This window comes from Acidisoma sp., assembly GCF_965199065.1.
Lineage (GTDB): Bacteria > Pseudomonadota > Alphaproteobacteria > Acetobacterales > Acetobacteraceae > Acidisoma.
Genome location: NZ_CBDAQN010000003.1, coordinates 1,922,081 through 1,941,644, shown reverse-complemented (window position 1 = coordinate 1,941,644; position 19,564 = coordinate 1,922,081). Strand labels below are relative to the sequence as shown.

19 protein-coding genes are annotated in these 19,564 nt (G+C 60.8%); 11 read left to right on the top strand and 8 right to left on the bottom strand.

What is annotated here, in order from left to right; all coding sequences use genetic code 11:
* Positions 1-24: 24 nt before the first annotated feature.
* Both larA and ACOEQ1_RS17145 read right to left on the bottom strand, forming a co-directional pair.
* On the bottom strand, positions 25-1,338 hold the full coding sequence (larA, locus tag ACOEQ1_RS17150) for a nickel-dependent lactate racemase (RefSeq protein WP_419760440.1): 1,314 nt from the start codon (positions 1,336-1,338) through the stop codon (positions 25-27).
* A gap of 152 nt (positions 1,339-1,490) precedes the next feature.
* Positions 1,491-2,498, bottom strand: coding sequence for a LacI family DNA-binding transcriptional regulator (locus ACOEQ1_RS17145; RefSeq protein WP_419760439.1), 1,008 nt, complete (start codon positions 2,496-2,498; stop codon positions 1,491-1,493).
* A gap of 549 nt (positions 2,499-3,047) precedes the next feature.
* Between ACOEQ1_RS17145 and ACOEQ1_RS17140 the strand changes: the two genes are divergently transcribed.
* The 10 genes from ACOEQ1_RS17140 (at position 3,048) to ACOEQ1_RS17095 (ending at position 12,491) form a co-directional block, all read left to right on the top strand.
* A complete protein-coding gene (locus tag ACOEQ1_RS17140; protein ID WP_419760438.1) occupies positions 3,048-3,986 on the top strand; it encodes a sugar phosphate isomerase/epimerase family protein in 939 nt (312 codons plus the stop codon).
* Positions 3,983-5,113 (top strand): Gfo/Idh/MocA family protein, encoded by a 1,131-nt coding sequence (locus ACOEQ1_RS17135; protein ID WP_419760437.1) that lies wholly within the window; start codon positions 3,983-3,985, stop codon positions 5,111-5,113. Before ACOEQ1_RS17140 ends, ACOEQ1_RS17135 begins: the two co-directional genes overlap by 4 nt.
* Positions 5,114-5,199: 86 nt before the next feature.
* Positions 5,200-6,534 (top strand): ABC transporter substrate-binding protein, encoded by a 1,335-nt coding sequence (locus tag ACOEQ1_RS17130; protein ID WP_419760436.1) that lies wholly within the window; start codon positions 5,200-5,202, stop codon positions 6,532-6,534.
* A 39-nt stretch (positions 6,535-6,573) separates the two neighbouring features.
* Positions 6,574-7,539 (top strand): carbohydrate ABC transporter permease, encoded by a 966-nt coding sequence (locus tag ACOEQ1_RS17125; RefSeq protein WP_419760435.1) that lies wholly within the window; start codon positions 6,574-6,576, stop codon positions 7,537-7,539.
* Between the two features lie 10 nt (positions 7,540-7,549).
* Positions 7,550-8,401 carry a carbohydrate ABC transporter permease gene (locus tag ACOEQ1_RS17120; RefSeq protein ID WP_419760434.1) on the top strand — a complete coding sequence of 284 codons (852 nt, stop codon included), beginning with the start codon at positions 7,550-7,552 and terminating at the stop codon, positions 8,399-8,401.
* Between the two features lie 281 nt (positions 8,402-8,682).
* A complete protein-coding gene (locus ACOEQ1_RS17115) occupies positions 8,683-9,099 on the top strand; it encodes a hypothetical protein (protein WP_419760433.1) in 417 nt (138 codons plus the stop codon).
* Positions 9,100-9,314: 215 nt separating this feature from the next.
* On the top strand, positions 9,315-10,859 hold the full coding sequence (locus tag ACOEQ1_RS17110; RefSeq protein ID WP_419760432.1) for a PAS domain S-box protein: 1,545 nt from the start codon (positions 9,315-9,317) through the stop codon (positions 10,857-10,859).
* A 158-nt stretch (positions 10,860-11,017) separates the two neighbouring features.
* A complete protein-coding gene (locus ACOEQ1_RS17105; RefSeq protein ID WP_419760431.1) occupies positions 11,018-11,200 on the top strand; it encodes a CsbD family protein in 183 nt (60 codons plus the stop codon).
* A gap of 88 nt (positions 11,201-11,288) precedes the next feature.
* Positions 11,289-12,134, top strand: coding sequence for a YsnF/AvaK domain-containing protein (locus ACOEQ1_RS17100; RefSeq protein WP_419760430.1), 846 nt, complete (start codon positions 11,289-11,291; stop codon positions 12,132-12,134).
* A gap of 96 nt (positions 12,135-12,230) precedes the next feature.
* Positions 12,231-12,491 (top strand): GlsB/YeaQ/YmgE family stress response membrane protein, encoded by a 261-nt coding sequence (locus ACOEQ1_RS17095; protein WP_419760429.1) that lies wholly within the window; start codon positions 12,231-12,233, stop codon positions 12,489-12,491.
* A 163-nt stretch (positions 12,492-12,654) separates the two neighbouring features.
* Here the strand turns inward: ACOEQ1_RS17095 and ACOEQ1_RS17090 are convergent, their stop codons facing one another.
* The 5 genes from ACOEQ1_RS17090 to ACOEQ1_RS17070 form a co-directional block, all read right to left on the bottom strand.
* Positions 12,655-12,957 carry a hypothetical protein gene (locus tag ACOEQ1_RS17090; RefSeq protein ID WP_419760428.1) on the bottom strand — a complete coding sequence of 101 codons (303 nt, stop codon included), beginning with the start codon at positions 12,955-12,957 and terminating at the stop codon, positions 12,655-12,657.
* Between the two features lie 257 nt (positions 12,958-13,214).
* Positions 13,215-14,132, bottom strand: a complete 918-nt coding sequence (locus ACOEQ1_RS17085; protein ID WP_419760427.1) for an SRPBCC family protein — start codon at positions 14,130-14,132, stop codon at positions 13,215-13,217.
* A gap of 17 nt (positions 14,133-14,149) precedes the next feature.
* Positions 14,150-14,983 carry a phosphoenolpyruvate hydrolase family protein gene (locus tag ACOEQ1_RS17080; protein ID WP_419760426.1) on the bottom strand — a complete coding sequence of 278 codons (834 nt, stop codon included), beginning with the start codon at positions 14,981-14,983 and terminating at the stop codon, positions 14,150-14,152.
* Position 14,984: 1 nt separating this feature from the next.
* The gene (locus tag ACOEQ1_RS17075) at positions 14,985-16,190 is read right to left on the bottom strand and encodes a Tm-1-like ATP-binding domain-containing protein (RefSeq protein WP_419760425.1); all 1,206 of its coding nucleotides are present in this window, start codon (positions 16,188-16,190) and stop codon (positions 14,985-14,987) included.
* A gap of 368 nt (positions 16,191-16,558) precedes the next feature.
* Complete coding sequence (locus tag ACOEQ1_RS17070; protein ID WP_419760424.1) at positions 16,559-17,491, bottom strand: ring-cleaving dioxygenase; 933 nt, start codon at positions 17,489-17,491, stop codon at positions 16,559-16,561.
* Between the two features lie 133 nt (positions 17,492-17,624).
* Here ACOEQ1_RS17070 and ACOEQ1_RS17065 point away from each other — a divergent pair, with 133 nt between their 5' ends.
* Complete coding sequence (locus ACOEQ1_RS17065; protein ID WP_419760423.1) at positions 17,625-18,524, top strand: LysR family transcriptional regulator; 900 nt, start codon at positions 17,625-17,627, stop codon at positions 18,522-18,524.
* A gap of 90 nt (positions 18,525-18,614) precedes the next feature.
* Here ACOEQ1_RS17065 and ACOEQ1_RS17060 read toward each other — a convergent pair whose 3' ends face one another.
* Positions 18,615-19,556, bottom strand: a complete 942-nt coding sequence (locus ACOEQ1_RS17060) for a cytochrome-c peroxidase (RefSeq protein ID WP_419760730.1) — start codon at positions 19,554-19,556, stop codon at positions 18,615-18,617.
* Positions 19,557-19,564 lie beyond the last annotated feature (8 nt).

Here is a 19,564-nt window from a genome sequence, read left to right as displayed (position 1 = left end):
CCCTCTGCCTAAGCCTGCTTTGGCTCAGGCAGCGCCATTGTCCGCAGGTGCGGCGTAAACCGGCACGACGTAGGGCCCCTCGGGAACGAAGGCCACATGAGGGTCTCCGTGTCGCGCGATGCTGGCACGAATGGCGTCCTCCATGTCCGGCGCGATCGTCACGCAGGTGATGCGCCGCTCCTCACGGGTCAGGCCCGTGGTGTACATCTCGACCTCGCCAAGGCGGGTCGCCTTAAGCTGCATCTCGGTCTGCCATTCGTCGATCTCAGCGAGAGACTTCGCCGTCAGCGTTGCCAGGAACCGCTTCGGTCCGAGCTCCGTCAGCCGCTCCTGCGCCTCCCGAAATTCCGGTGACCCAAACCCTTCGGAGCATTCGGAGGCAATGATGAGCGTGCCGCCGGGCTCGAGGATGTCCAGCGGCGTGACCATGCCCTTGATGGTCTGGTAGTAGGTCTTGTCGAGCGGGTAGCCGGCCGAGGATGTCACGACTGTCTTGAAGCGGCGCGGCACCTCGATCCGCGTCGCGCCGGTGATGAAGTCCACCGCCGCCAGATGGCTCGCGATGATCTCTCCAAAGGTGACGTGAACGAGGTCGCGGTCCTCGTCGATGACGGTGTTGAGGGCATAAATGTCGCCGAGCCGGCGGATGATCTCCAACTGCTCCTCGTGCAGTGGATTGCCGACGAGGTTGCACTGCACCGCCAGGGGATCTTCCATGAAGCGCGCAGAATGGAACGTGCGGATAGTTTCGTGGTGGGCGACGCCGGGCGCCACGACCTTGCGGCCTCCTGACCACCCCGCCATGAAATGCGGCTCCACGAGGCCAGTGGCGATCCGGAGATCGGCGTCTGCGAACCGGCGGTCGATGCCGATTGGCGTGCCGCGCGTAGCCGTGACCCCGAGATCGACATGAGCGGCGTCATCCCGCGCGAAGTGGTTCTCGACGCGGACGTTCGCCAGAACCCAGGCGTCCCCCACCAGCTCCGCGAGTTCCGCGCCTTCGTTCGGGCGGTGGAGGCCGGTTGCCACAAGGACCGTGATCGCGTCCAACGGGATGCCCGCTGTCACCATCGTCTCGATCATTGGGCGGAGGAACAGATGGTTCGGCACCGGGCGGGTGATGTCGCATATCAGGATGCAAGCGCTGCGACGCCCTTGGGCCAGAAGGCGCAGCGGCGGCGAGCCAATGGGTGCCTCGAAGGCTTGGCCAATGGCGGCCGCACCGTCCGTCAGCTTGGTCAGCGCGCCCTTGCGGATGACGGTAGCGATCGACCCTTCCGGCGGCGTCACCGTCAGATGGCCGCGCCCGAAGGACAGGTTGATGGCGTCAAGCGGCATGATCCACTCCTCGGAAGCTTCGTTGGCAAGCCGCTGCGTGATGAACGCCAACGTCATAGGGCTACGACATGCTATGAAGCATGTTGCGCTTCGAACAGCGTCAAGAACGGCGACCCGCCCTGCAGCACCGGTGGATCGGCGCGGACCCGCGGCTATCTGCTGAGATGACTGCCGAGATCGATAAACTCGGCGACGCTGACCTCCCTCAGCATGTCGGCACTTTCACCTCCAATGAGCCTAATCAGGAACATTGCGAGCCTCTGCCCTGTGTCGAAGTGAGGGAAAATAAAGGCGCTCAGAGGGGGGCTCATGAAACTGTGCATCCTGGTGCCGCCGTAGGTAATGATACCGAAATCCTGGGGCACTCTGCGGCCGCTCTGCCAAAGGCCAGAAAGGAAGCCCATTGCGGCGTCGTCGTTAGCTATGAATGCTGCGGACGTCACCGGCGACGTTTCAAGAATTTTCACAGCGACCTCGCGCCCACTGTTGGCCGTGTTGGCCGCACAAATGATGGAGTGGTCGCTCGGAGAGCGGCCTCGGGCAGCGTGGGCCTGCTGCCACCCTCTCTGGAACTGCTTGCTGTAGGTCAGCTCGGCAGGGGGAGCCACGAGCACTGGCGCCGCATGCCCGCTGTCGAGCAGCATCCCGCCGGCTGTCGCGCCTATCAACTCGTGATCGACATCGACATAGGCATGCGCGCTGAAAAGCTCCGTACGCCCAAACGTCACAAAGGGTGTGCCCGATTGCAGCAGGAACTTGACCCGCTCGTCCTGAGGCGTCGTGTTGGTCAGTATGATCCCGTCGACGGACTGCTCTTCGACGAGATCTTTCAGTGCGGAGATCGGATCATCGCCTCGTAGCAGGGGAACTACCGCAGTCCGGTAGCCGACGGTCTTGGCGAATGCGGAGACACCCTCGATCAAAGAGGCCACGAACTTGTTGACATCGCCTTCTCCGCCCAATGGCAGGATAATGCCTATGGCATGCGTGCGGCCGGTGCGGAGAGTGATGCCTCCGAGATGCGGACGGTAGCCTAAGGAACGCGCCGCGGCCTCGACCTTCGCAACCGTCTCGCCCTTCACGTCGCTGCCGCGCTTCAGAGCGCGTGACACGGTCGTTATCGACAGGCCGAGATGACCCGCGACCGTGCGCAAGGTCACGCGTCCGTCCGGATTCTGCTTCTGCTTCGGCTCCGCCTGCTTCACTGCGGCGGGCGGGCGATCGGGAACCGCACGGCCGGTCGTGGTTTTCGACATAAAGCTGTCTCGCCGTCCTTCTGCCTGGCCTCGAGGCTGCGCTCCCAAGGCGAGACCCCCTTTAGCAGTGCCACACCACAAGTCGCCAATGGCGGCAGCGGTGTCCGCCGCGCCTGGTCTTGCGCCTCGCGCCGAAAGCCAATCCGTAACGTTACGGAAAAAGGGCGACAGGCACAAGTTGAAGTAACTCTTTGCTTGCAGGCCGAGGATTTGCTGCTTGACGTTCCGCTTCCACCGGTATTAGGTAACGATACGATTGCAGCGGGTCGTCCGGCCGAATTGCCTCGGAGCTGCTTCGAGCGCCCCGGCGCTGTGGACGACCGTCGCGAACGAGGGAGAGAAACGTGAAAAACACGGTAGGCGACGCGGGTCGTCTCATGCGGACGTACGTCCGTTTTCAGCTGCTCGAGATCTGGGTGAACGCGGCGACCCGCAGGCGCGGAGCATAATACGATGCCGCAAATGCCATTCGCTTTCGGATCGACCGTCTGGACGTTGAGCTGGATACCGCCATACGAAGCCGCGATAAGCCGCGTGGCGGCGGCAGGGTGCAGCTGCTTCGAGCTTTCCATCTGGAACAACGAAGCGATCGACAGCTATTACACGAAGGAGCGTGTCGCCTCGCTCCGATCCCTTGCGGTTGGAGAGGGCCTGACGCTCACCAACGTATTCTGCAATTTCAACTTTGCCTCAGCAGCCGGCGCTCGCGTTTCGCAAGCCGATCTCGACGGCTTCCGGAGAGGCATCGAGACCGCTTCCGAGCTTGGGTCCGGACTGATTACAACCTCCACGCCCTACCCGTTCGGCCGGTCAATCGCGCCGATACTGCAAAGGCCGACGTCACAGTCCTGGACCGCGTCTGTTGAGCCGCAATGGAACTGGACGGCGGAATATGACCAGTTCGTGGAGGCCTTGGCACAGGCTTGCGAATTCGCGGCCGATGCCGGCCTCAAGGTCGCGATCGAGCCGCACCCTTACCGATGGGTCAACTCCGGCCAAAGCATGCTGAGGCTACTCGAACGAACGGGGGCGCCAAATCTCGGACTGAACTTCGACCCAAGCCACCTGTTCCCATCGGGCGACATGCCGCATTTCACTGTCCTCATGCTGGGCGACAAAATCTTCAACACGCATTTCTCGGACAACGACGGGAACACAAATGCGCATTGGCGGCCAGGGCGCGGCAAGATCGACTGGGTCGCAATCCTCGCCGCGCTCGAAGCCGTTCATTACACCGGTCCGCTGACGCTGGAGCTTGAAGATGTGCCGGGCGCCTCGCATTGGACCCATACGGATCCTGCGACAGAGCAGCTGGACGATGAACTGAAGCGCGCGATCGCCTTCCTGCGCGAGCAATACGCCGAGCTACATTCGTTGAAGGTGCAGCAATGAGCCAGATGAACAAGCCCATTCAAGTCGGCATCGTCGGCTGTGGCAACATCTCATCGACCTACATCGCCACCTTGCACATGTTCGACTTCGTGCGGGTGAAATCCGTAACCGATATGGTCGAGGCGGCGGCGCGAGAGCGCGCGGCAGAGTTCGGTGTCGAAGCCACATCGCTTTCCGCAATGCTGTCCGACCCCGCGATCGACATTGTCATCAATCTCACGACCCCAGTCGCGCATGCGGAGATAAGCCAGAGGGCCTTGGACGCCGGCAAGAACGTCTATTCCGAGAAACCGCTCGGCGTGACGGTCGAGGAAGGCGAGGCGCTCGTGAAGCTCGCCGCCCGCAAGGGGCTGCGTCTGGGCGGCGCACCAGACACCTTCCTCGGCGCCGGACATCAGGCCTCCCGCCGCCTTCTGGATGACGGCGTCATCGGCCAGCCCGTCTCGGCGACGGCGTTGATGATGCTGCCGGGCCATGAGCATTGGCACCCCAACCCGCACTTCTACTATGCCCGCGGAGGCGGCCCGATGCTCGACGTGGGACCCTACTACGTCACCAATCTCATTGCCCTGCTCGGGCCGGTTCGGTCGGTGTTCGGCACAGCCAAAATCACCCGGACCGAGCGCCCGGTGTTGAGCGAGCCGCGCCGTGGCGAGATCATCAAGGTCGAGGTCCCGACACACACGACCGGCGTGATGGAATTCGAGAATGGCGCGACGGTCACCATAGTGACGAGCTTCGATGTCGTGAAACACCGGCACAATCAGATGGAGATCTACGGCACCGAGGGCAGCATGGTGACGCCCGATCCGAACAACTTCACCGGCGCGGTGGAGATTTTCCGACGCGGCGACACCCGCTGGGAGGAGGCGGTGGTCGATCATCCCTACACCGAGGGCGCACCCGGCCGCGCCGGCGGCCTGCGAGGTCTGGGCGCCGCCGAAATGGCGGACTCCCTCCGCCACGGGCGGCCCCATCGCGTATCCGCGGAGCTTGCGATGCACGCTCTGGAAGTCATGACGGGTTTTCAGCGCTCGGCCGATAGCGGCAGAGTGGTGACTATTCAAACTCGGTGCGACCGTCCGCGCCCCATCGGCCGGCATGTTCCGGTTGGCACATTCGACTAAACCGGCCTCCCGATTACCGGGAGACCCGGCCTAAAAAGTTCCAGCTTGAAAGGCGTCATGAGAACGCCACCGCTAGGGAGAGCAGAATGACCAGAATGAAACGGCTCGGCGCACTGTTCTGGGCCGCGACGGCCCTCGCCGTTGTCGGGGCAACTCGGGTCGAGGCGCAAAACGCCTCGGCTAATGTGACGCTCACGGCAATCGTCCCGTACACGCAGCTGGACGCCGACTACTTCGAGTTGCAGGACATGTATCGGCAATTCCACGCGCAGAACCCGAACATAACAATCAAGTTCGATGCGATGGCGCACGATGCCTATCACACCAAGATGCAGGCACTTGCCATCTCCGGGAACCTGCCGAACCTTTTGTCTCTTTGGCCGGGCAAGCGGACCGGGTACCTGACCGACCGCGGCTATGCCCGTGATCTCTCGCCATGGGTAAAACGCGATGACCTCGCGGCAACGCAGAGAGCCGTGTTTCTCCAGCCGCAAGGCCGCGATGGCCAAATCTATGAACTCGGAGTTCCCTACGTCCTCTACACAAGCATCGTCTACGCCAACAAGGCGCTGCTGGATAAGCTCGGGCTGACCTTCCCCAAGACGCTCAAGGAGTTCGAGGCTCAAGCACCGATCATCGAGAAGGCCGGTTATCATCCGGTCGTCTATGGCGACCAGTCCTCCTGGATCCTTCAGTCCTGCCTTCTGTCCACGCTCGTCGGGCGGATCGGCGGCCCGGAGTGGTTCCAGCACGCAAGGTTCGGCACGAACGGCGCAAGCTTCAGGGATGCGCCATTCGTCAAGGCGCTCCAGACCGTCAAGGACATGGTCGATACCGGGTTGATCGACAGGAGCGAGCCTTCCACCATGCGTGAGCAGGCTCTGTCGGAGTTCGTCAGCGGCCGCAGCGTCTACTTCATCGGCGGTGTCTGGGAGGTGGAAAATCTCGACTCCAGCCTGCCTGCCGCGATGAAGTCACAGATCCTCATGAAGCCCTTCCCGCACATCGACGGCGAGGCCTTTACCGATGACGCCTCGACATCTGGCGAGATCGCTACCGGCTTCGGAATTTCAAAGAGCAGCACTGAACAGCAGGCCGAAGCAGCCTGGAAGTGGATCAAGTTCAGCATGAACGTCGCCAATGCGGACAACTTTCTGAAGCACGGCATCCTCCCGATCTACAAAACGGGCGGCGACCTCAGCCCACGTATCCACGACCCGCTGCTGCGCACGAGCTACAACTTCTCTGCCGGTATCAATACGGTTCTTCCGGTCCTGGACGATAAAATGGATGCCGAGGGCGTGGTGCAGATCATCGATGCCGGGCTGCAGGAACTCGTTCTGGGCTCGATCACGCCACAGCAGTTGGCGGATCAATATGAGACTTGGGTAGCGGCGCATGACAGCAACCGGAAGCATTAGGCCGAGGGCTTCCGCCGGACGGCCAGCACTGGTCTTGGCATGAACGGCATCGCTCAGGGGCATTCGGCCAGCAACCCGGCTGCGAGCCATGCCGCGGCCAGGCAGCGCCGGGCCGCCACGTCAGGCGGACGGTCGGACCGCATCAGCTACGTGCTTCTGTCGGCGCCGGCCTTGCTGATCTATGCGGCGGTCATCGTGATCCCGGTCATCTACAGCTTCGTCCTCAGCTTCACCGACTGGGGCGGGTCCGGCGCTCCGCACTTCATCGGCTTCGCCAATTACGTGACGATGTTCGATGACCCGATCTTCTGGCACAGTCTCCGCGACAATGGACTGGTCATACTGGTTTCGTTGCTTGGCCAAATTCCTCTGGGATTCTTTCTGGCCTATATCCTTTACCGCCGTCTGGTTAAGTTCGGCGTCTTCTTCGAGGCGGTCATCTTTTTCCCGTCCTTGCTGAGCCCCGTCGCTGTCGCTTTGCTTTTCGGCGTGGTCTTCGCCCCCTCCGGGCTCATCGCGCAGATGATTGGCCGGCTGATCCAGTCTCCCATGTTCGAACTGAATGCGTTCAGTTCGCTACCTACCGCGATCATTCCTTACCTCATCGTGGTTCTCTGGATGTACACGGGCCTCTATCTGATCATCTTCCTGGCCAATCTGCAGAAGACAAATACCGAGACCTTGGAGGCTGCCGTGCTCGACGGCGCCAATGAATGGGACATCCTCCGGCAGATCGTCCTGCCGAACCAGGTGCCGGTGTTTCTGACGACCGCAATCTACGCAATCGCCGGAAGCCTCAAAAGCTTCGAAGTTCTCTGGATCATGACGAATGGCGGTCCAAGCTACTACAGCACCGTGCTCGGCCTCTATATGATCCAGAACACCTTCTCCTACTATAAGTATGGCTTCGGCAGCGCAGTCGCGGTCGTCCTGATCATCCTGAGCGTAGGACTGATCGTCATCCTCGCCAAAGCCGCGGGCCGCGTTTCCGCGCGCTACGAGTAGCAGGGTCCGCATGGCCAATCCCGTCATCGTGCGCGCCGAAATCCCCCTGGCTTTCAAGCTGGCGGCCTATTGCGCCCTCGCCTTCTTCACGGTGTTCACGGTGTTCCCCCTCGTCTGGCTGGCATACACGTCAGTGAAGCCGGAGTCCGAGATCGTCGCCAGCATCATCGCGCTGCCGATCAACTGGACGTGGTCGAACTACAGCCAGGCCTGGGCTCTCGGCGGTTTCCCGCATCTGTTCTTCAACAGCGTCCTCTACAGCGCAGTTACCACCTTGGTCGTCGTGCTGCTGTCGATGGCTGCCGGTTTCGCCTTTGCGAAGATCCCCTCGAAATATACGAAGCTCTGGTTTTCGCTCATACTCCTTGGCCTGCTCGTGACGATATCGTCCTCGATCGTGCCGATTTTCGTGGCGGAAACCTATCTCGGAATTACCAACACCCGCATCGGCATCATCATTCCCTATATCGCCTTCAATATCTCGTTCGGGATCTATCTGGCGGCCTCGTTCATTCGGGCCATCGAACAGGAGATCGTGGAGGCGGCAAAGATCGACGGCGCGGGCTATATGCGGATCTGCTGGTCGATCGTGCTGCCGATGTCGCGCCCGATCGTCACGACCATCGCCATCTTCACGTTTCAGGCCTGCTGGGTCGAGTATGTGCTCGTATACATGATGTCGTCGGATGATACGATCCGTACGGTGCAGGTCGGCCTGAGCATGCTGAACGGACAGCTCTCCTACAACTTCGGACTCTTGTTTGCCGCTGTTGTCATTGCGACGCTGCCGATGCTGATCCTTTACATGTTTTTCAGGCGGCAGCTTCAAGCCGGCTTCTCGATGGGATCGGTTAAAGGGTGACGCTGCGGAGCGGATCGGTCACTCGAAGATCGGCCTTAGGAGGTCGAGGGTTGAGCGCTCAGGGACTTGTTACAATCTTCTGATCGCGTCTCAAGACCCAGCGCTCTAAATATCGCATCCTTCAATCCCCTGGTTGATACCCTTCCCAGGTGTAGGAGTTGGATAAGATGCGGATTTCACGTCTTGCTCCGGCGCTGGCCGCTGCTGTTGGCTTGAGTGGGTGTGCGTCACCTCCTCCCACCGGACCAAACGTTCTTGCCGTTCCGGGGCCGAACAAGACCTTGGCGCAATTCCAGCAGGACGACGCAAGTTGCCGCACCTACGCCCGAACCCGGATCGGAGAAACGTCTCCGTCAGGAGCTGCAGCAACCGGTAGCGGCGCCAGCCCTGCGGCTGGGACACCAGTTGTCGGCGGGGCCGCTGGCCAGCGCGCCTATGACATCTCCTACATTCAATGCATGGTCGCCAGCGGGGACAAGTTGCAGAGCTACGCCACATACGCTGAGGCGGCACCCGGGCCTTATGCCTATCTTCCTTACCCCTATGCCTATCCTTATCTCGGCTATGGCTACGGCTATCCGGGATTCTTCGGGGGACCGGTAGTCGCCTTCGGCTTCGGAGGGGGCTGGGGAAGATGGGGTGGCTGGCATGGGGGCTGGCATGGGGGCTGGGGCGGCGGCAGACGCTGGTACCACTAAGCTCCAGCCCGCGTTGTCATCATCACTGACCTGAGCGGGGTTGCCGCAAAGACGGCTTCGGAAGGCTGCGCCTAGCCGGAGTCCGGAGTTGCTCTAGGAAATCGCCTGGGCATAGGGTGCGCAGCCGGCCGCTTACGCCCGGTGCATTCGAAAGGTCGAGTGGTAATCGGTGAGCAGTAGCGCAGACCCTGCTGTGCTTCACGGACCACCACAGGATGAGAGCGACACGGGTGCCATCTCAGAGACCAGGACGTATTCCCCAGGACGCCGGCGGCCCAACCCATTTACAACAGATCATCGCCGCGCTTACGGAGGGGGTGATCATCATCGACCCGGACGGTACCCTGTCCTGGGCCGATGAGACTGCGCTCGACCTGCACGGCGTGCGCAACCTGAAAGACCTGGGCGGCACTGCGGCGGGCTTTGCAGAGCGGTATCAACTGGCCTACCGGAACCAGCAGACGCTCCGCCCAAGCGAGTATCCGATCCAGAGCCTTCTCCGGGGCGAGACCATCGACAAGGCGTTGTTCGAGGTCATCCGCCGGTCGGACGGAAAGCGCTGGTTCCACGAGATTAGGACCATGGCACTGAACGATCCGGCCGGGGAGCCGGACTGCCTCGTCTTGATCCTGAACGACGAGACGGAGCGCTTCAACGCGGAGGAGCGTTTCGAGCGTGCTTTTGCGGCAAATCCTGCGCCCGCGATTATCGCGCGGCTTTCGGACATGCGTTACGTCAAGGTCAACCACGGCTTCTTGGAGCTGACGGGCTATCACCGCGGCGCCCTGATCGGCCACTCGATGCACGAAATCGACGTGCTGCGAGGCGCCGAGAGGCGTGAGTTGGCGATTACACGTTTGAATGACGGCGAAACCATCCCGCAGATGGAGGGCTGCCTCCTTCTCCCCGACGGGCGGGAGAAGACGGTGCTGCTGGGAGGCCAGCCGCTCGAGATCGGCGATGCAGCCTGCATGCTGTTCACCTTCGCCGATCTGCATCCTCGGCAGCAGGCGCAGGACGCTCTGCGGCTGAGCGAGGAGCGGTTCGCAAAGGCGTTCCGCATGGCTCCGGGACCAATGGCTATCTTCACATTGGACGGTCTGCGCATCCTGGACGTGAACGACGCCTTTACCAACGCGACCGGTTGGCGGCGGGAAGAGGTCGTGGGGCGACCCGAGGCAGAGGTCGAGTTCTGGGGACAGGGAGCCTTGCGCGACGAACTCGAACACCAGATGAAGCAGACGGGACGTGTTCGCAGCGTGGAGATCGAGTTGCAGTCCAAGGATGGAGTGCGTCGCGACTACTTGCTCTCCGCCGAGATGGTGGAATTCCACCACGAGCGGTGCGTGTTGAGCGTCATGCTGGATATCACCGAGCGGAAGCAAACGGAGACGGAACTGCTGACGGCGGTTCAGTCCGTCATGCAGGACACGTCCTGGCTCGGACAGAAGATTGTCGAGAAACTGGCCAATGCCACCCGCGGTAGACGATCTGCGGCAAAACAGCCTGATATGGAAACGCTCACGACCCGAGCGATCGAGGTCCTGGGTCTTGTGGCGCAAGGCCTGTCGGACGCAGATATCGCCGATAGGCTTGACATCGCCCAGAACACGGTCCGCAATCACGTTAGCGCGATATACCGGAAGCTGGGCGTCCATCGCCGGAGCGCCGTTATCGTTTGGGCAAGAGAACGGGGTCTCGGAGCTTCGGTTCAAACCCCTGGCAAAACGTCGAAATCCAGACGCAAGAAGTCAGCATAGTTAAATCATCATGCCGATGTAGTGCACTAATACTAGTTGTAGAGGCAAGCACTCCCCTGAACTTTTGACTGGAACAAACGAAACAAACACCCTTCTTTACTCGGCGCTACGAACGGCACGCAGGAGTGCCGCAGCAACCTGAGCAAGGAAGATTTCCGATGGACAAAGATCGCGTGAAAGGCGCCGGCAAGAAAGTCGCCGGTTCCGTTAAAGAGGCCGCCGGTGATGCCACAGCCGACAAGGAACTGAAGGCCAAGGGCAAGGCCGAAAAGACTGCGGGCGAGGTGCAGCATGCCGCCGGCAAAACAAAGGATGCCGTGCGCGACAGCGTCAAGAAGTAGTGGCGGCGCATTAGGGCCCGACTCGTTGCGGAACCCATACACACACGCTTGAGCGACGGCTATAAAATCAAAGGGAAGGTCGATCACAATGAATTATGAGAAGATAGTGGCTGTTTACGACACTCCGGCTCACGCTGAACTTGCCATTCAGGATATCATCGCTTCCGGCGTCCCCGAGAATGCCATCACAAAACATAGCGGCTCTCTTGCTACCACTACGACAACCGATGAAGTCGAGCCGGTTCGCGAGAAGGGGTTTTGGGCAAGCTTGTTCGGTGGGGAGCCGAACTACGACATTGCTGTCTACGACCGCAGCCTGGAGAACGGCTCGACCGTTGTGACGGTGCAGGCTCCCGAGGACGAGATCAGACGCATACTGGATATTCTCGATAGTCACGATCCGATCGATATCGACGAACGGGCGAAGACTTACGGGCTGATGCCAGCTTCGAGCTTGCAGGAGCCTCCGGTCGAAGAGACAACGCTTCCTGCAACTACGACACCTGCCCAGCCGACTGGGGATGAGACACTCCGACTGGCCGAGGAAAGCGTCGTGATCGGCAAGCGTTTGATTAATCGGGGAAGCACCCGGATCCGCCGCTACGTCGTCGAAACACCTGTTGAGGAGAGCGTCTCGCTCCATGATGAGAAAGTCACGTTGGACCGTCGGCCGGTGACGGGCGGCGGCCCGATCAGCAATGCGGACTTCTCGGAGAAGACGATCGAGATGACGGAAACCTCGGAGGAGGCGGTTGTTTCAAAGGATGTCAGGGTTGTGGAGGAAGTAAGCCTCCGCAAGCAAGCAACCGATCGCGTCGAGACGATACGAGATACCGTCCGCAAGGAGGAAGTCGAAGTCGAGCAAATTCCGGCCGACACTAAAACGACCGCGGCCGGCACCACACGTCTCGATCCACACGAACCAAACGTCTGAATATCCGCGGGGCAGCCATTTCGCCCCGTTTCACAACACGCTTAAGCGCCTGACGCTAATGTCGGGGCGCACACCTCATCTAAGGAGTTTCGCCAGATGTCGATTATCGGTTGGCTCATCCTCGGCCTCCTTGCTGGCTTTATCGCAAGCAAGATTGTCAACAGGAGTGGCGAGGGGATCATCATGGACATTGTGCTCGGCATCGTCGGCGCAATCGTTGGCGGCTTCTTGTTTTCAATGATCGGCGCGGCGCCTGTCACCGGCTTCAACATCTACAGCATGGTTGTGGCCGTCATTGGCGCCATCGTCGTACTGGTTATTTACCACGCGATCGTCGGGCGTCGCGCGATACGTTGATGCAGACTTTCGAGGAGCGTTAGCAAAGTAAGGACATGCTGAAGGCTGGTAGGCGCAAATCCAAGAGGATTTGCAGCCTACGAGCACTTCGAACACAAGCGCCTGCCCAACATCGCATGGGCCTGTGAGTGTTTCCCGTCGGAGCGCCGTAACCGGACAGCTCTCATTCAGCGTCGAGACGCCGAGAAAGCTCGTGATAGACATCGACGATTTCCTCGGCGATGTGGCCCAGTTCAAAGTCCCACCACTGAGCGAGGACGATGTGAGTGCGCCGATCCGGAGCGATTTCGTTTATCACGGCGTCGAAACGCTGCCCGAGGTCCGGCCAAGGAAAATCATCGGCTCTGAGCGTCATCACTTCCACGGTAAGGGCGGACCGCAATCGCTCCTTTAGCGTTCCCGTTCCTCCCGCGAGCTTCCGTATGGCGCCATAAAGCTTGTCTCGGGTTAACCGGCCTTCATTCACGGGTCGGGCTATCCTTGCCATCCTGGGTGACTGACACTAATCAGCAATGCCAACGAGCGACAGCCTATGCTGACGGCTGATCGTTTTCGCTACGCCGCGTGCACCGGAGGTATTGCCGAGGACCGCCGAAACTCCTTGTCCAGGTGATGGCTCGCCCCAGCTTGGTCGGCATCGGCCCGGTTCTACGTCCTCACGTACTTTAACTAAGGGCAGCAGGTGCTCGGCCGCGCCCTCGTCCCAACGTCACCAGCCAGCCTTTATCGAGGTTCAGCCAACTTTTGATCTAACGTGTCGAGAGCACGCTGGAAAACGTCATTGTGAACCATTGGGATCAAGCGGACGTCGTCATTAGCCGAGGCCGTCCAATCGGCTGTCCAAACCGCGAAGCATTGACCGGACGCCGTCACGGCATGAAGCTTAACGCCCGAATGATAGTTCATCCAGGGCGTCGAGCTTGCGTTGATCTTGTAGCGGAAAGCATGGTCGAGGTCCGAGAGCAACGTCAGTTGCTCGTGGAGCTTTCCCTCGCCGAACATGAAATCGCGCACGCCTGAGACCTTGTCCGATCGAGCGCCGTCGAGCATGTGCATGTTGGCTATCTCAGGATGCCACCCGTCCATACCGGCGAAATCCCTCATCTCGGCCCAGACGCGTTCGAGCGGAGCTTGCAGGACGGAGGAGCAGAAAACCTTGGCGGGCCGGAACCCTTGCCACCGCGGTGCCTCTCCAGCCGCGGCCGAGCCTTTGAGGCGCGCCGCCAACGCTGCCAAGCCCGTTGCGAAGACGCCGTTCGCGACAATATCGACATAGACGCCGGCATCTTCCGGCCTCTCGTTGAAGGTCGCACTCCACGCGGCGAAAGTTGCATCCCCATTGGTCACTGGAGTGAGTTCCAGGGTTGACAGATAGTCTGTCACAGGAAACGCGGGCGTCTCGAAGTTGTAGGTAAAGCGGTAGCGGCTATCGTCCAGCATCATGAGGCGCTCACGCGCGGTGCCGCCGTCCTTCAACGTGAGGGCGCGGATGCAACCAACCGCGTCGGGGTCTTTGCCGTCCTCGATCTCGCTTTTCGCGATACCGGGATGCCAGGCTGCCAATGCTCCAAAGTCGCGGACAGCGTCCCAGACTGCCTCGACCGGCGCCTCGATGATCGCACTCGAATAAGCATAGGCCATGGACGTGTTCCTTGCCTTCAGGAGCGGGAAATTTGCTTGAAGCGGCGGGTCTGTTCAATCAGTGCAGTCTCGCTTGGCAAGCGCTCCATGCTGGAGGCGCCATAGAAACCGTGACAGTCGGGGCAGCGGGCTAGAATATATTGGGCATCATCGGGCTCCGCGATCGGCCCGCCATGGCACAGCAGAATGATGTCGGGACGGACCCTGCGCGCTGTCTCGGCAATGGCGTTGATACGCGCGGCGCAATCGTCGAGCGTCACCGATGTGGTCGCACCAATCGACCCACCGGTCGTTAGACCCATGTGGGCGACCAAGATGTCGGCCCCCGCCTGCGTCATCGCCAGCGCCTCATCCGTGTTGAAGACGTAGGGCGTCGTCAACAGGTCCTTGCTGTGCGCCATGCGGATGAGGTCAACCTCCAGGCCGTAGCTCATGCCGGTCTGCTCGAGCGAGGTCCTGAAGGTTCCGTCGATCAAGCCGACCGTCGGAAAGTTCTGGACTCCAGAGAAGCCGAGAGCGCCGAGATGATCAAGAAAATGATCGAAATGGCAAAATGGGTCGGTGCCGTTGACCCCCGCGAGCACCGGCGTCTTGCGCACCACCGGCAGCACCTCGCGCGCCATCTCGACGACGATGTCATTTGCGTTGCCATAGGCCAGCATGCCCGCGAGCGACCCGCGGCCCGCCATCCGATAGCGCCCGGAATTGTAGATGACGATCAGGTCGATGCCGCCGGCCTCCTCGCACTTCGCGGACAGGCCCGTTCCCGCGCCTCCGCCGAGAATCGGCTGGCGGTTCTGCACCATCGCGGTGAACCGCTTCATGATGTCGGCACGGCTTATCCGCGGCATGTTATACGTCCTTCATCACATCCCGGAACTGATCGAGCAGCGCATCTGCGAAAGACGGATCGTTCACCGCATCCGGCACGCGGATCAGCCGCCGCAGCCCCGTCTGGATCACGGTCTGCTCCAGTGCCTCGAATAGCGCAGCATCAGCCTCCGGATCATGGAATGCCATGCCAGGAACATCCAGCAAAGAGACCCCGCCGGCCGGAAGAAGAAAGCGCACCGGCCCCTCGCAGCGATTGAGGCGCTCACCGATCCAGCGCCCGATGAGCTGGTTTTCTTCCGGCGTCGTCCGCATCAGAGTGACCTGAGGGTTATGCACATACAGGTTCCGGTCCTTGTATTGCGCAGGCACCGTGCTTTGCGCACCGAAATTGACCATGTCGAGCGCTCCGCAGGACCCCACATAGGGCAGCTTCGTCCTCGCGATAGCCCCGAAGCGGTCTTCGGTGCAAGGGAACACCCCGCCCATCAGAAGGTCGCAGACTTCCGTCGTCGTCACGTCGATGACCCCAGCCAGCAGGCCCGAGTCCACCAGCTTCTCCATCGATTGGCCGCCGGTGCCTGTCGCGTGGAAGACGAGGCAATCATTCAGGTCTTCCAGCAGGGACACCAGGCGGTTCACGCAAGGCGTTGTCACTCCAAACATTGAAATGCCGATGGCCGGCTTGTCGGAGGACGACGGCGGCGGCAAAGTCTTGGCCATCCCTGCCATGGCGTGCGCGGCATTTGCGAGCACGAGACGCGAGATGCGGTTCAGCCCGGCAAGGTCCGTCACGGAATACATCATGGCTATGTCGCTCGCCCCGACATAGGGAGCAACGTTCCCGGAGGCGACCGTCGACACCAGAAGCTTTGGCACCCCAATCGCGAGCGCCCTCATTGCCGGCGCTACCAGCGCCGTGCCGCCGGAACCGCCGAGCCCAATGACACCGGCGACATCCGCGCGAGAACTGAGGAACCGCTCAAATGCCACCGCCATCGCCGTGATGGAACGCCCTCGGTCGCCCGTGAACACCGCCTCGGGGCCGTCCGGATGGTAGCTTGCCACCTCAGCCGCCTCAATATCGGCGCCTGCGCCGTGTGAATGGGTCGAGACGTCGATGACGACCGCCCGAACACCCTGGGCATTGATCAATCCACGCACGTAGGCGAGTTCCGCAGCTTTGGTGTCACAAGTCCCCACGACGTAAATTCGTGCTTCCGACATGATCTACTCCCTTATTATGCACCGCCAGCCATCGTGCCAGCTCCGAGCTCGCGTCGTTGCAGGTGGGCGTTGCCTTCCTGCGCCAGATGCCGGAATACCTCAACGAGATGATCGACGATGACCGGCACTTGCCCTCCGTTGGCTCGTCCATCACCAGAAGAACCGGACTGAGCAGCAGGGCGCGCGCGAGAGCAACAGTGGTCTCCTAAGACCAGGCGACCGCGGCTGGTTTCCGCCGTGCTCGACCGGCGCCCGGATGCGCATCCTTATGGCCGCGGATGAAGGCCGCCATCTTCGCCGTGCGGCTGGCAGCAAAAGCGGCTGACACCGAATTCTGTGCCATCGCCTGCTCCTCCTCGAATGGCGGTTCAGTCGACGATAGGCGGCAGTATCTGCTCGAGTTGGCTGCGTAAATTCGCATGCTGGCGCGGGAGTTTTAGCACCTCACCCAGATGCGCTGTATCCTCATCCCGGTCGAACCCCGGCTCATTCGTGGCCACCTCGAACAACACGCCGCCGGGCGCACGGAAGTAGATCGCCCAGAAATAGTCGCGGTCAATCACCGGCGTGACGTGGTAGCCGGTGTCGAGGAGTGCTTTGCGAACCTCAAGCTGAGCCGCACGGTTCTCCACGGCGAAGGCGACGTGATGGACGGATCCAGCGCCCTGCTGTGCCGACGCCGCGCCGGGCAGGACCTCAAGATCGACGAAATCCGCGCCGTTGCCGCCCTTCACGGCGTATCGGATGAGGTCGCCCTGCCGGTCCACCTGCTCGTAGCCCATGTATTGCAGTAGCTCGCCCGTGGCGCCGCCGTCGCGCAGCCGCATCGTCACGCCGTGGAAGCCATGGACGCCATCATCCGGGGGAACCTGGCCACCATTGAAGGCCCGGCGGGCGTCGTCGCGCACCTCCGCCAGCGCAAAGCCATCGCCGTCCGGGCCGGAAAACCGCAGGCGCTTCTCGCCAAAACTCTCCTCTTCCCGGAGGTTGGCAACACCATGAGTGGATAGCCGCTGCCTCCAGTAGCCACGTGATCCAGATGGGACCGCGAATACGGTTTCGGCGACTTCACCCGCTCCACGGCTGCCCTTCACAATGTGGGGGAAGGGAAAGTAGGTCATGACCGAGCCGGGTGAGCCGATCTCATCGCCGTAATAGAGGTGGTAGACGTCCGGCGCGTCGAAGTTGACTGTCTTCTTGACCCGTCGCAGGCCAAGCGTCTTGGTAAAGAAGTCGTTGTTGAGCTGTGCATCCGCGGCCATCGAGGTGACGTGGTGCAGGCCCTTGATCTGGGTGAGCATGAGGTCTGTCTCCTGGCGGTTCTGGGGCGGGCCGCCCCTCGGTTTCGCTTACCCGGCAACATGCGCGTCGCCGGAGCTGATTTGAATGAGTAGAATGTTGCAGATATTGTTGCGACCAGAGCAATAATCGCCGATGGGTGAACTCGAAGCCATCCGCGCGTTTATCGCCGTTTCCGAACAGCGGAGCTTCACAGCAGCTGCGCGACTGCTGGGCATGACGCCCGCTTCAGTCACGCGAACAGTCTCGGCGCTGGAGGAGCGGCTTGGTGTGCAACTCCTGTTGCGCACGACCCGTCAGGTGGCTCTGACTTCAGCCGGAGCGGTCTACGCCGCCCGAGTAGCACCTTTGGCGACCGCACTCACCGAGGCCGCTGACGAGACGCGCGAGCTGCACGGTGTCACCTCCGGCCTGATCCGCATCTCGGCGCCAATGTCGCTCGGTCTGAAGGTCCTGCCTTCGGTGCTGTCGCAGTTCGCAGCCATGCACGCCCGAACCCGTATCACGCTGACGCTCTCCGACAGCTTTGTCGATATCGTCGAGGACCAGTACGATCTGGCGATCCGCATCTCGGGTCCGCCCTCTGACAAATCCACAGTCTGGCGTAAAATCTGCAAAGTGCCGCGAATGCTTGTGGCGTCACCGGATTGTCTTCTTGCCAAAGGGACGCCGCTGACCCCCGATGACCTGTCGGCGTTCGACTGCCTCAGCTATTCCGAGCAGGCGCGGGAGGAGGTGTGGGAACTCTCGAAGGGCCAGGCTCACCGTAGCCACAAGGCGCACGGCGGCTTTGGCGCCAACAATGGTGATCTACTGGCGCAGCTCGCGGTGAATGGTCAGGGCATCGCCCTGCTCCCCCGCTTTATCGTGGAAGAGCAGCTGCGATCTGGCGCGCTTGTGCAGATTCTTGCCGACTGGAGGGCTCCTGACATCTGGCTCACGCTCTACTATCCACCCTATGAGCGACTACCACTTCGCGTTGCGACGTTCTCGGATTTCTTCGAGGTCTATGTGAAGGAAACGCGTCCGCTCTGATGGCGTGGGGAAGCTAGAAGAGGGCAGGACCGTCAGCTATGGCAACGATAGATTTTGGTGTACTGTAGGATGGCGCTTTAGGATCTACCCTTAAGGAGACTGCCCATTGCTCCCATTTGCTGACCGGATTTCTTTCCCGTCATAACTCCCAGTCAGCGTGGAAAGGAAAGCCGACACTGCTTTAATCTGCTGATCCGATAGTCGGCGATCGAGCTGTGCATACCCCATTTCGGCAACAGCTTCATCGAGTGATGCTACGCTGCCGTTGTGGAAATAGGGCGCCATGACCGCTACGTTCCTGAGACTCGGCACGAGGAGCATCTGTCCTTGATACCCTCCTAAAGGATGGAATATTCCACTGCGCTCGAACAGATTGCCCCCAAGTTCGACCCCTTGATGACAGGATATGCAGCCAAACGACTTGAAGAGTTTGTATCCAACCTGCTCATTAAGCGAAAGTGCCGATCGGTCGCCTTCTAACCAAAGGTCGAACCGGGCACCGGGTGTTACTAAAGAGCGTTCATAGGTTGCAATAGCGTTCAGTAGATCGCTGGAACAAGGCGCGTGCCCATAGATGATCCCAAACTCGCGCGCCAGGCTGCCCTCTTCGCCGGCTTCTCGCGCCGCTCTGCGAACACTCGTTGCCATGAGTTGCGGATCTCTAAGCGACAGGGCAGCCTGCTCTTCTAAGGTTTGAGCGTTTCCCTCCCAATCGAGACGATAGCTCAGTGCCGCGTTGAAAACAGTGATAGTATGAAAGGTGGTCCGTCCGCCATTCGGCGTCGCATCAAACTGGTTCCCGTCGGCCCCATTTGTGTGAACATCGTGGCAGGATGAACAGGAACGCGTGCCGTTCCCCGACAAGCGCCGGTCATTGAACAGTTTTTCTCCAAGACTGACAATGCGAGGGTCACTCGGCGGTGCAGGCGGGACAGGTGTTACCGGCTCCTGACCCGTAACAGCCCCTATCTCAGGTACGACTTCGGCGATTTGAGCATGAACGGAGTAGTACATCGGCAGCAACAACGCCATCAAGCACA